Origin of the sequence: Phenylobacterium sp., from assembly GCF_004299445.1 — a bacterium.
Lineage (GTDB): Bacteria > Pseudomonadota > Alphaproteobacteria > Caulobacterales > Caulobacteraceae > Phenylobacterium.
The window spans coordinates 16,332-28,430 of record NZ_SCTC01000089.1; the positions used below are offsets into that span (position 1 = coordinate 16,332).

A 12,099-nucleotide genomic window follows, 5' to 3' on the forward strand; every position below is an offset into this window, starting at 1 on the left:
CTTGGCGAAGGCCCGGCGGAAACAAGCAAGTGCCCAAAGTCACATACATCGAGCACCATGGCTCCGAACACGTCATCGAACTGAAGACCGGCATGAGCGTCATGGAGGGCGCTGTGAAGAGCGGCGTTCCGGGCATCGACGCCGACTGCGGAGGCGCCTGCGCGTGCGCCACCTGCCACGTCTATGTCGAGGACGGCTGGCTTGAGAAGACCGGCGCCAAGACGGCCATGGAGACTTCCATGCTGGACTTCGCCGAGAACGTTCAGGCCAACAGCCGCCTTTCCTGTCAAATCAGGATCGCGGATGATCTGGATGGCCTGGTCGTCAGAATGCCGGAAAGTCAGCATTAGTTCAGGTCGGCTCGTCGCCCTCAGTAATCAACGCGGTGAAAATCGCCGTCACCCGCGTCAAGTATTCCTCCCGTTCTCGGCCCAGCAGCGGCGCGCCGCGGATCAGGCGTTCGACAAGGAACCCGATATAGGTCGCCGCGAGGATTCGCGCGCGCGCGCCGGCGCCTGCTCCGCCTAGCCACTCCCGGATCGGCCCCAAAAGCCGATCCTGGACGAGCACATTCAGGAGCGGGGCGGTTGTCGGCGATGTCGCGGCCCGGAGCAGAAACTGAAATCTGTGGGTCCTGGCCTCGTCGATGTGGGGGCTACCCGCCAACACAGTGGCGACCTCATGAGGGAACGTCGCGCGATCCCACCCGCGAACGTCATCCGTCCCGAATGACGCCTTCAACGCCGCCAGGAACAAAGCCTCCTTGCCCCCGAAGTAGCGTTTGACCAGGGCCACATCGACGCCGGCTTCGCGGGCTATGTCCCGCAGCACGGTGCAATCATAGCCCAGAAGTGCGAACTGGGCCTTTGCCGCCTCGAGGATCGCCGCGCGGGTCGCCTCGGCGTCGCGCTTGCGCGAACCAGCCGGCGGATCAACGAGCGACATAGTGTCATTCATCCGCAAAAGCCCCCTCGAACCAGGTTGGCGCTCAGTCCGTTCCTGTACGTCAAGCCGACGCGGGAGAACAGGCTGGGCATCAGGGAAATGGCCGCAACCGACCCAAGTCAATGATCGTTGACATGGCTGTGAGCCGGCGTCAAACTGCCTCGTCAGGGTCGCCGCCGCGGGTTGCGGGCCGACCTGCTGTTCGACGGACGAGCCACGGACGGGGATGGAAGTCATGAACATAGCGACGAAGATCAAAGCAGCCGACGCCGCCGCCGAGGTCGCGGCCACGCCCCTGGAGAAGCTGAACCCTGCCCGGGTGGACCGCTTCTACAATGACACCATCTGGCCGGTGTTCGAGCGCCTGCGCCGGGAAGACCCCGTCCACTTGACGCCGGACAGCGAATACGGACCCTACTGGTCGATAACCAAGTGGAACGACATCATGGCGGTGGACACCGACCATGAGGCGTTCTCCTCGGCAGAGGGCATTGGCTTGCCCAACCTCGAGGCCCAGATCGAACAGGAGAAGATCATGGGCAAGCGGCGCCGCGGCGCCGCGGGCTTCATCACGATGGACGAGCCGGAGCATAGTCAGGGACGCAAGGCGGTCAGCCCGACGCTGGCGCCCAGCAACCTGCACGCCATGTCGCCCCAGGTGCGTGAACGCGCCGGCCAGATCCTCGATTCCCTGCCGATCGGCAAGGAGTTCGACTGGGTCGACCTAGTGTCCAAGGAGCTGACGGCCATGACGCTGGCCACCCTGTTCGACTTCCCGTTCGAGCAGCGCCGCAAGCTGACCTGGTGGTCGGATATGTTCACGAATATGCCGGGCCACGGGCCGGTGGAAAGCTGGGAGCACAAGGGCGCGGCGATCTTCGAGTGCTTCGGCGCCTTCCAGGAACTGTGGAACCAGCGCGTCAATGCTCCGCCCGGCAATGACCTGATCTCGATGCTGGCGCACAATCCGGCCACCCGGGACATGCCCATGGATGCTTACCAGGGCAACGTCGTCCTGCTGATCGTGGGCGGCAACGACACCACCCGCAACACCATCTCTGGCAGCGTCTTCGCACTGAACAAGAACCCCGACCAATACGCCAAGCTACGGGCCAATCCCGACCTGATCCTGTCGATGGTCTCCGAGACCATCCGCTGGCAGACGCCGTTGGCCCACATGAGCCGGGTGGCGACGCGCGACGTTGTGATGCGCGGAAAAACCATCAAGAAGGGCGACCGGGTCGTCATGTGGTATATTTCGGGCAACCGCGATGAGACCGTGGTGGACCGGCCCAACGAGTTCATCATCGATCGCGAGCGGCCCAGGCAGCACATGTCGTTCGGCTTCGGAATCCACCGCTGCGTCGGCAACCGCGTGGCCGAGATGCAGCTGACCATCATCTGGGAAGAGATCCTCAAGCGCTTCCCGGAGATCAAGGTGGTCGGCGATCCTGTGCTAAACTACTCCGCCTTCGTCCACGGCTACGAGAGCCTGCCGGTAATCATACCTGCGCGGAACTGAGTGCGCGCCAAAGTGCGGTGCGCGACCGAAAAATGGCGTCATCACCCCAAACTGATCGCTTGACGATCACCTTTCGCTGCCCAGGCGATGGATGGCCTGCTGCCCCGAACGGTCGCGGCGGCTCGCAGCTTGCCGGCCTGGCTATGAGTCCTGCCACAGGCAATGCCCAACACCGTTGGCGCGGGGGAGAACGACACCGTCAAGCGATGCCCGCCATTGCATTGACACCATGACCTTGGTCATGGTCGAGGGCGCGCCGCGTTCCAGGTTGATCGCTTCCCCATAGGTGCTGGCAGCAAAGGGTAAAGGTCTCCAGCTCGGCGTGGTCAGGCGCTGAGGTGGAGATTTTGGTGAAGCCGATATCGTTCAAGCGTCATCGGTTTCCGGCCGAAGTGATCCAGCAAGCAGTATGGCTGTGTTTCAGGTTCACGCTCAGCATTCGTGATGTCGAGGAACTCCTGGTCCAGCGCGGAATCGAAGTCAGCCGCGAGACGGCCCGCTGCTGGGCGATCAAGTTTGGCGCGCTGATCGCGGCGAACTTGCGCCGCCGGCGGCGATCGCCACCGACAAGCTGACGTCCTACGGCGTGGCCTTGCGCGAACTCGGACTGAAAGGGCGGACCGAAGGCCAACAACAAGGCTGAGAACGGCCACCTTCCGATGCGACGAGAAGGAACAGGAGAAGTTCAAGTCGCAGGGCTCAGCACAGAGGATCGAGCCGACGGCAGCGGTCTGATCAGGGGTAGAACAGGGCGGCTTGCGGGCGGGCGGAGTTAAGCGGCCCGCCAGCAACGACACCCTACTGCGCGAGGTCCGCCGGCGCGGCTCTCCAATGCCCACGCTGCCCACGGTGATCGGGGCGGCGCCTACCCCTTGGCGACCACCAGAGCAATTCGGGTCGCCATCCGGAGTCTTGACCCAATCTGACATATATGTGTTTTTCTCATTCTCGTACATGGGAAACAGGGATCGCACCGACGGGCTGCCAGATTCGCGTTGATGGAACCCGGCCAGCCTGGCGATGGGTTAGCCAAGAATTGAAAATCGTGGGTCGCAGGCAATCCCTTCGCCGTGATGTGGCCTCAGGGGCCGACTGAGTTAGGGGCGGGACGTGAGCATTCGAGGCAAGGCCTTCATCGCAGGTATCTATGAGCATCCCTGCAGGGGGGCGGCGGACAAGACGCTCGCGCAACTGCATGCCGAAATTGCGAAGGCGGCGCTCGCTGACGCCGGGCTGAGCATGGGTGATGTGGACGCCTACTTCTGCGCCGGCGATGCGCCTGGCCTGGGTCCGCTCAACATGATCGAGTACCTCGGCCTGCAGAACGTACGGCACATGGACAGCACCGAAACCGGCGGCTCCTCTTATCTGGTCCATGTCAATCATGCGGCGCAAGCGATCGCGGCCGGTCACTGCAACATCGCGCTCATCACGCTAGCGGGGCGCCCCTTAGCGGACGCAAAAGAGGGCAAGTCGGGCAGGTTTCACAACACCGAAGCGCCGGATTTTCCGTTCGAGGCGCCGTTTGGCGCAAACGTGGCCAACATGTATGCGATGTGCGCAAAGCGCCACATGCATGAGTTCGGAACAACGTCCGAGCAGCTGGCCTGGATCAAGGTCGCAGCCTCGCATCATGCTCAGTACAATGAGAACGCCAGGCTACGAAACATAGTGACGGTCGACGAAGTGTTGGCCTCTCCGATGATCGCGGATCCGCTTCACCGGCTCGATTGCTGCGTGATTACCGACGGCGGGGGAGGCTTGGTCGTCGTCAGCGAAGCCGTAGCCAGAGGGTTGCGACGCCCCCTGGTCAAGGTTCTGGGCGCCGGCGAGGCGCCCAAACATCTCTCGGCGGGACGGGTCGATCTGACGTTTTCTGGCGCGCGCTGGTCGGGTCTGAAGGCCTTCGAAGAGGCAGGCGTGACGGCGAAGGACATCAAGTACGCATCGATCTACGACTCGTTCACGATCACGGTGCTCGAGACCATTGAGGATCTCGGATTCTGCGAAAAGGGAGCGGGGGGGCGGTTCGTCTCCGACGGCAACCTCATTTCCGGAGTTGGGCGCTTGCCGTTCAACACTGACGGAGGAGGGCTATGCAACAACCACCCGGGCAACCGTGGCGGCATGACAAAAGTCATCGAAGCGGTTCGTCAGGTCCGGGGCGAGGCCCATCCTCGCGTCCAGGTGCCCGACTGTGACATCGCCCTGGCGCACGGAACCGGAGGGCTTCTTGGCTCCCGCATGGGAAGCGCGACCCTTGTTCTCGGACATCAGGACGCATGAGCAATCTGAACAAAATCAAGCGCCGCGTCGTCACGAACGCCGAGAATAAATCGTTCTGGAAGGCGGCGGGACAAGGCCAGCTGATGGTCGGGTTTTGTAATGCGTGCGGCCAAAACCATTACTACCCGCGCTCGATGTGCCCAATCTGCTACTCAACTGACACCGGGCTCAAGGAAACATCGGGCCTCGGTCAAATCTATAGTTTCGCCGTCACGCGCCAGGCGGATCCGCCATACATCATCGCCTACGTAACCCTGGATGAGGGCGTAACGATGCTGACCAACATCGTTGACTGCGATGCCGGGGCGCTTTGTATCGGGCAAAGGGTCCGTGTTCATTTTGTCGAGGCCGAAGACGGCTGCGCAATTCCGATGTTCACCCCTCTATGACCGCCTCGCCGAATCGAAAGCGCCTTCCGCGATCGGATATGGCGCGACCATCTCAGATCGCTCCCCAATCCAATAAGCCGTTGCTCGGCTTGAGGCTAAACGGTGTGACCCATGCTTAGGATGTCGTTCGAGGACGCTGCGGCCAACGGCATGGTTGTCGCCTGGCACGCCGCGCGCGCACCAGACCGCCTTGCGATTTCGTCCGAAAGAGGCGACCGCACATTTTCGGAGTTGAACGCTCAGGCCAATCGTCTCGCCGAGTTGCTGCGGGGCGCCGGCTTGGTGCCCGGCGATGGGGTGGCGCTTCTCTGCGCTAACCGACCCGAATTCGTCGAAACGGTCATCGCCTGCCAACGCGCCGGGTTCCGACTAACGCCGGTCAACTGGCACCTTACTGCTGACGAAGTCGCGTATATCGTCGAGAACTGCGAGGCTAAGGCCTTCGTCGCTGACGCACACCTTGCGGCAGCCGCGATCCAAGCGGCCTCCGCAACGTCTGGTCTGCACGTCAAGCTCGCGGTGGGCGGGCCGATCAAGGGTTTCGCGTCATACGACACGTTGATGGCGCGCGAATCCGGCAAGAATGTTCCAAATCCGATTCTGGGCAGTCAGATGCTCTACACTTCGGGTACGACGGGGCATCCTAAGGGAGTCTATCGAGGGAGCGCGCCACCGGCTTCCTCTCTTTTTGCAAAAATGGTCGAGACCGCGCAGTTCAGTGGCGCAGACGACGTTTCGGTGGTGACCGGACCGCTTTATCACGCCGCACCTCTGAGCCTGAATCTCCTGCTCCCGCTCTCCGCGGGGGTTCACACGTTACTGATGGACAAATGGGATGCGGAGGCAATGCTCCGTTTGGTCGATCAGCATCGCGTCACCCATACCCACGTTGTGCCGACGATGCTCAATCGGCTCCTCCAGCTCACCCCCAGCATCCGCTCGAAATATGAAGCTTCATCCCTGCGCTGGGTGCTTCACGGCGCGGCTCCATGTCCGGTTCATGTGAAGCAGGCGGCGCTCGAATGGCTAGGACCCGTTCTTTTCGAATACTATGGCGCGACCGAAGGCGGCGGGGTGTTCATCGAGCCGGCCGAATGGCTGAACAAGCCTGGCTCGGTAGGCAGGCCCACTGCGGGGGTCGTCATGCAGATTCAGGATGAAAATGGTAAGGAGTTACCGCAGGGTGAGGTTGGCACCGTCTATTTCGAGGCGCCTGCGACCGGGAGGTTCGAGTATTTCAAAGCTCCGGAGAAGACTGCAAGCGTCTACCGTGGAGCGTTCTATACGATGGGCGATCTGGGCTACGTAGATGAGGATGGTTTTCTCTTTCTCACCGGTCGAAGCGCCGAGGTAATCATCTCTGGCGGAGTGAATATCTATCCGTCGGAAATCGATCAGGAGGTCCTCCAACACCCGGCGGTCAAGGATGTGGCGACGGTGGGCGTGCCTAACCCGGACTGGGGCGAAGAAGTCAAGGCCGTGGTCCAACTCAACCAAGGATACGAACCCAACGAGGCGCTTGCCCAAGAAATACTGGCCTTCGCGGCAGCGCGCCTCGCCACTTACAAACGCCCGCGCACCGTCGATTTCGCCGATGATCTTCCGCGGCTTGAGACCGGCAAGATCGTGCGACGAACGGTCCGCGATAGATACTGGCAGGGCGAGAAGAAGATCTAAAATCCAACGAAACAAGGATCTGGGCATGGCTGGATTGTGCGAGGGGCGCGTCGTCATTGTGACGGGTGGGGCGAGGGGTATCGGGCGGGAGCACTGCCTGGAGTTCGCGCGCCAAGGCGCCAGGATTGTGGTGAATGATCTCGGTAGCGAGCGGACTGGCGAGGGCCGATCGAGCGAGCCCGCCGAGGCCCTGGCGGCGGAAATCAGGGCGATGGGTGGAGAGGCGGTCGCCAATGGCGACGACGTATCGGACTGGGAGGGCGCCAAACGGATGATCGATCAGGCGACCGCGACTTTTGGCACCCTCGATGTTCTCGTGAGCAACGCTGGCATTTTGCGCGATCGCATGCTGGCCAATATGGCGATCGACGAATGGGATGCGGTCATCAAGGTCCATCTTCGCGGCACCTTTTGTCCAGCTCGCCACGCCGCTGACTATTGGCGGGCGCGCGCCAAGGAAGGCAATCCAGTCGATGCTCGGATCATCAATACTACTTCTGTTTCCGGGTTACTGGGCAATCAGGGGCAATGCAACTATGGCGCGGCCAAGGCGGGCATTGCCGCCTTTACGATTACCGCGGCGATGGAGCTCGCGCGCTACGGCGTCACGGTGAACGCCATCTCGCCGGGGGCGCTTACCCGGATGACGGAAGATCTCGGCTACGCCATCGATGTGCCCGCGGGTGAATGGAACCCCCGTGATGCGGCCAATATCGCACCGATCGTCGTCTGGCTCGGGAGCAGCGAGGCGAAGGAGGTAACCGGCCAGGTCTTCGAATCCACAGGGGGGCGGCTGACAGTCTTCGAGCGCTGGCGTCGCGGGCCGGCCATAAATCCGAAGCGGCGTTTCGACCCGAACGAACTCGGCCCAATCGTCAAGGACCTCATCAGCAAGTCGAGACAGCCCGATGCGATTGGCGGTTGAGGCGGTTCCCGACCGGGCAAGGCGAGACGTGGCGGATAAGCTGGATCAGTTCGATTATGTGATCGTGGGTGCCGGGTCCGCCGGTTGCGTCCTGGCCTAGTTGATGATCTCGACGAAGCAGCCGAGCACGGTAAAGATCGACCGCTGCGAGGCGGCCCCGACGATCTCCAGCCGGTAGCGGTCCATCACCTTCCTACGGCGAAGCGACAAACCGCCCGCCAGCGCGATCGAGTGTTCTCGGTGAGCACCATCTCGGCCGTGCACCGCATTGACGACCGGCAAGGGAAGGTCGGCGAGACGCTCGATCACATGCGACTGGTAGTTGGGGCGGGAAAGCTTTTCGCCCGCGGCGACGTCGCCGAGATCGTGGCCCGCCGAGAAGCATCGCCCGGCACCGCCTCCAGGTCGGCGACGTGGGCCCCTAGTCTAGCGCCTTGAAGAGATCGACATTCAGCGCGTTGAGCTTGTCCGGCCGGTTCAGCGTCAGCTGGCAGATGCCGGCCCGATCAGCGCGGAGCACGAGATCATCCATTGAACTCCACCCGATGTCGTTTTCGAGGCTGTCGGACTCGCCTGACGTCACGCTGCTGTCCGTCCATCGCCGCGGCATTGAATCGGAACCCGGCGCCCTCCCGCAACAAGTATCCCGCCGTCGGCGCCGCGTCGTGAACGCCGATGACCGGGATCGGCTTGTCGGCCCATTCGGCAAACAGTCGCGCGCGGGTCGCTGCCGCCGCCCTTGGGTCGCTGTCGAACGAGGGAGACCAGTCGGGATGGGCCATCTGGCAGGGTAGTGGCTCATGTCGCCGGTGATGACCGCAGACTCGCCTTCCGATTCGATCATCACGCTGACGTGGCCAGGCGTGTGTCCTGTTCTGGGCGCGAGCCGCAGGTGGGGCGAGATGCGGTGATCCATTTCGACGAACTCGGCGAGGCCGGCGTCGAGAATAGGCTGCACGGAATCCCACAGAATCTCCTGCTGCTCCTCGTCGCCTCCCGCGCTCCAGTGGGCGAATTCCGTCTTGCCGAGCACGTAGCGGGCATTTGGAACTGTCGGAACCCTCGCGCCATCCTCAAGCTTGGTGTTCCAGCCCACGTGATCCACATGCAGGTGGGTGCAGACCACGGCATCCGACCTCAGCCATGGACTGCAGGAAGCCGGTGGCCAGCGGCTATCCACGCAGAATGGACCGGGGCCGATCGCTTCCGATGCAAGTATCCGCCACCAGCGGCAGGCCCGGCGCATCCACCAGCAGCGCGTGGATGGACAGGAGCAACTGATCCTCCTCGTTGACGAAATTCGGGTACAGCCACGGGATGGCTCGCAACGCCTCGGGCGTCGCCTCGGCCCAGAAGGGGCTGGCTCGATTGTACGGGATCGGAATCTGGAGTTCCACGATCCGGGTGATCTTCACCGCCCCAACTTGCCAACCCAGCATCGCGGCCTCCCGTTGGTCATGGTCGCGAGCCGCATCGAGGCAGTGGAAATCCAGGCTGAACAATTGTCCAACCACGGCTGACACTTAAGCCTCTGCTCGCCCCTCGCGAGTTCTGCCACGCTCACTCGCTCACTCGCTCAGTGGGTCGAGGTCAGATCGGGCAAGCCCAGGATCCGCTTTGAGATGATGTTATTCTGCACTTCCTGGCTGCCGCCATAGATCGTGCTGGCCTTTCCGCCCAGCCAGCTGCGCACGGCCTCCAATTCTGCTGGGGCGAAATCCTCGCCCGCCCAGCCCAGGCCTTGATGACCCATGATCTCGAGCGTGAGTTCGGCCCGGTCCTGGATCCAGCGGGTGCCGGCGTTCTTCATGATCGACGTCGCCGCCGACGGGCCGGAATTGCCCTTGGCTTCCGCCATCGCCCGCATCGCCGTCTGCTGGAAGGCGCGCCCGTCCATCTCATTTGCTACGATCCGGGTCCGTAGGTCGCGGTCGGCGAGGCGACCCTGCGTGTCGACGCCGACATAGGCCTTGGCGAGATCTGGGAGGGCCGCGGAGCCGCCGAGGGCGTTTCCCATGCTCGATATGCTGGAGCGCTCGTGCTGCAGGAGCCGCTTTCCGATCGTCCAGCCGGCGTTCAGCGGGCCCACCAGATCCTTCTTCTCGGCGCGGACGTCCTTCAGGAAGGTTTCGCAGAACGGCGAGCTTCCGGCGATCAGCTTGATGGGCCGGACCTCGACACCCGGTTGGCGCATGGTGAAGAGCACGAACGAGATGCCTTCATGCTTCTTCGTCGGATCGGTTCGGACAAGACAGAAGCACCAGTCCGCCCATTGGGCGCCCGACGTCCAAATCTTCTGGCCGTTGATCCGATAGTGGTCGCCCATGTCCTCGCACCGCGTTTGCAGCGACGCCAGGTCAGAGCCGGCCCCGGGCTCGGAGTAGCCTTGGCACCACTGAACTTCGCCGCGGCAGATGGGCGGAATGTGCTCCAGCTTCTGTTCTTCGGTGCCGAACTCGAGCAAGGTCGGGCCGAACATCATGACGCCCATTCCCCCGATCGGATTGTAGGCGCCCGCACGCGCAAATTCCTGGTGGATAACGCGGGCCTCGGCCGGCGAAAGTCCCGCACCGCCATATAGCGCAGGCCACGTCGGCGTTCCCCAGCCCTTTTCGCCGACTGCCTTGCGCCAAGCGACCTGTTCCTCGGTCGGCTTCGGCCGTTCTTCAAGCATGATCGGGTTGCCTAGCCCCTTAAGGTCCGGGGGGAAGTTGACCTCGACCCAGCTGCGCACTTCCTGGCGAAAAACCTCGATAGTCTGCTCTGCGCCGTCAGCCACTAGAAGAACTCCATTGTTTGAAGAGACGCGATCAGTTTCCAACCTCGCTAGAACGGCCATGTTTAGACTGCGTAGTCGTCAGACGGCGATCCCGTACAGTTCCGCCACGTTGTCGTGGCAAATCCAGTTCCGTTCCTGTTCGCTCAGGCCCTTGGTGTGTTCCTCGAGCATCGATTGCGATAGGGGCCAGGTGGAGTCGGAGTGCGGGAAGTCGTTGGCCCACATCAGCCGGCGGACATTGCACATGTCCTTCATGTTGAACGCCACCCAGTCGTCCTGGAAGGTCACGTAGATGTTCTCCATGAAGTACTCGCTCGGCATCCGCTTGAGCGGCGGCGCCTTCATCCAGTAGCGGTGGCGCTTGTACGCATGATCCATGCGATACATGTAGTGCGGCACCCAGCCCGCGTCGGCCTCGACGCAGACCAGCTTCAGATCGGGGAAACGGTCGAAGACGCCGCCGAAGATGAACGTTCCCATCACGTCCTGGCAGCCACGGATGATGGACAGGAAGCTGTTGATGCGCGGGCCGCGCGTTTGGTTTCCCAGGCTGTCCGACTTGCCGGTCAGGATATGGAACGACAGCGGCATGTCGCACTCGACGGCGGCCCCCCAGACCTTGTCGTAGACGGTGGAGTCGTAGTCTTCGACGGCGGGGTTGCCGGGCATCATCACGCCTTTGAAGCCCATCTCCTTCGCGCGAAGGATTTCCGCGACGCCGTCCTCCGGTGTCCGCATGGAAACCTGCGCCAGACCGTAAAGGCGGTCCGGAGCTTCACCGCAATATTCCTGCAGCCATCGATTGTAGGCCTCGAAGCAGGCCTTCTTGAAGTCGAAGTCGGGATGATTGCAGAGCATCATTCCAACCGTGGGGTAGATGAACTCGGCGGCGATCCCGTCCTTTTCCTGGTCGGCGACCCGAAACTTGGCGTCCCAGCCGCTCCGCCACAGGTCCTCGAACGCCACGCCGTGGGTCGTGATTTCCGCGGGGTCCTTGCCTGCGGCGGCGACCAGTCCCATCGGAATCGGCGAGGCCAAGCCTTCGATGACGAACACGTCGCCAATCTTGGCGAGACGCTCCATTCGCGGGGCGCGGTCGCGGAACTTCGGGTCGATGTAGTCCACGTAGCAATGCGGCGGCTCGGTGATGTGCGAGTCCGCGGATATCGGCTTCTTGATCATTCGCGACCCCACTCGGCTGAGGAATTGGTGCTTTCAACGGTGACGTTGGATCCGCAGCGTAGCATATATATGTCACCGCCAGACACCAACATGTGGTCATTGAGCTCGCGGATATGGGTCTTCGAGCAGCAACAAACGTCGGCCTGGAACTCCGCGCCAATTTTGAGGAGTTGAGTTCTACGGTCTGTCGGTCAAAGAGCGACGGGGTGAGCCAGGTTCAGCCGGGCTCGCCGACGACGGTCAGAGTTTCGATGCCGCGGAAGAAGGGCAGGGTCCGCCACTTCGGTGGGCCCGCCTCGGCGAGTTGCAGGCGGGGAAAGCGTTCAGCCAGCCGCAGGAACACACGCTTGGCCTCGAGCCTTGCCAGCGGGGCGCCGATGCAGATGTGCGCCCC

General features: G+C 62.5%; 12 protein-coding genes and 1 pseudogene. 7 read left to right on the forward strand and 6 right to left on the reverse strand.

Features of this window, described 5'->3' with window-relative positions:
* Positions 1-29: 29 nt before the first annotated feature.
* Positions 30-350: a 2Fe-2S iron-sulfur cluster-binding protein gene (locus EPN98_RS24350; RefSeq protein ID WP_293365599.1), complete on the forward strand. Its 321-nt coding sequence runs from the start codon at positions 30-32 to the stop codon at positions 348-350.
* Position 351: 1 nt separating this feature from the next.
* On the opposite strand, the gene EPN98_RS24355 is transcribed toward EPN98_RS24350, so the two are convergent.
* Entirely contained in the window at positions 352-945 is a 594-nt protein-coding gene (locus EPN98_RS24355) for a TetR/AcrR family transcriptional regulator (protein ID WP_293365601.1), read from the reverse strand.
* A gap of 235 nt (positions 946-1,180) precedes the next feature.
* On the opposite strand from EPN98_RS24355, the gene EPN98_RS24360 reads away from it, so the two are divergent.
* The 6 genes and pseudogenes from EPN98_RS24360 to EPN98_RS24385 all read left to right on the forward strand — a co-directional run bounded on the left by EPN98_RS24360 (position 1,181) and on the right by EPN98_RS24385 (position 7,744).
* The gene (locus EPN98_RS24360) at positions 1,181-2,467 is read left to right on the forward strand and encodes a cytochrome P450 (RefSeq protein ID WP_366558525.1); all 1,287 of its coding nucleotides are present in this window, start codon (positions 1,181-1,183) and stop codon (positions 2,465-2,467) included.
* 347 nt (positions 2,468-2,814) lie between these two features.
* A pseudogene (locus EPN98_RS24365) lies at positions 2,815-2,961 on the forward strand (IS6 family transposase); the annotation flags it as partial.
* Positions 2,962-3,577: 616 nt separating this feature from the next.
* Positions 3,578-4,753 carry a thiolase domain-containing protein gene (locus EPN98_RS24370; RefSeq protein WP_293365603.1) on the forward strand — a complete coding sequence of 392 codons (1,176 nt, stop codon included), beginning with the start codon at positions 3,578-3,580 and terminating at the stop codon, positions 4,751-4,753.
* Positions 4,750-5,142 carry an OB-fold domain-containing protein gene (locus EPN98_RS24375; RefSeq protein ID WP_293365604.1) on the forward strand — a complete coding sequence of 131 codons (393 nt, stop codon included), beginning with the start codon at positions 4,750-4,752 and terminating at the stop codon, positions 5,140-5,142. The genes EPN98_RS24370 and EPN98_RS24375 overlap by 4 nt, the downstream gene beginning before the upstream one ends.
* A 120-nt stretch (positions 5,143-5,262) precedes the next feature.
* The gene (locus EPN98_RS24380) at positions 5,263-6,819 is read left to right on the forward strand and encodes an AMP-binding protein (RefSeq protein WP_293365606.1); all 1,557 of its coding nucleotides are present in this window, start codon (positions 5,263-5,265) and stop codon (positions 6,817-6,819) included.
* Positions 6,820-6,844: 25 nt separating this feature from the next.
* A complete protein-coding gene (locus EPN98_RS24385) occupies positions 6,845-7,744 on the forward strand; it encodes an SDR family oxidoreductase (RefSeq protein ID WP_293365607.1) in 900 nt (299 codons plus the stop codon).
* Between the two features lie 96 nt (positions 7,745-7,840).
* Here EPN98_RS24385 and EPN98_RS24390 read toward each other — a convergent pair whose 3' ends face one another.
* From EPN98_RS24390 to EPN98_RS24410, 5 genes are all read right to left on the reverse strand, one after another.
* Positions 7,841-8,053, reverse strand: coding sequence for a hypothetical protein (locus EPN98_RS24390; protein WP_293365608.1), 213 nt, complete (start codon positions 8,051-8,053; stop codon positions 7,841-7,843).
* Positions 8,054-8,165: 112 nt separating this feature from the next.
* The gene (locus tag EPN98_RS24395; RefSeq protein ID WP_293365609.1) at positions 8,166-8,870 is read right to left on the reverse strand and encodes an MBL fold metallo-hydrolase; all 705 of its coding nucleotides are present in this window, start codon (positions 8,868-8,870) and stop codon (positions 8,166-8,168) included.
* Positions 8,871-8,916: 46 nt separating this feature from the next.
* Positions 8,917-9,267 (reverse strand): hypothetical protein, encoded by a 351-nt coding sequence (locus EPN98_RS24400; protein ID WP_293365610.1) that lies wholly within the window; start codon positions 9,265-9,267, stop codon positions 8,917-8,919.
* Positions 9,268-9,320: 53 nt separating this feature from the next.
* A complete protein-coding gene (locus tag EPN98_RS24405) occupies positions 9,321-10,583 on the reverse strand; it encodes an acyl-CoA dehydrogenase family protein (protein ID WP_293365612.1) in 1,263 nt (420 codons plus the stop codon).
* Between the two features lie 18 nt (positions 10,584-10,601).
* Complete coding sequence (locus EPN98_RS24410; RefSeq protein ID WP_293365614.1) at positions 10,602-11,705, reverse strand: amidohydrolase family protein; 1,104 nt, start codon at positions 11,703-11,705, stop codon at positions 10,602-10,604.
* Positions 11,706-12,099: the final 394 nt, after the last annotated feature.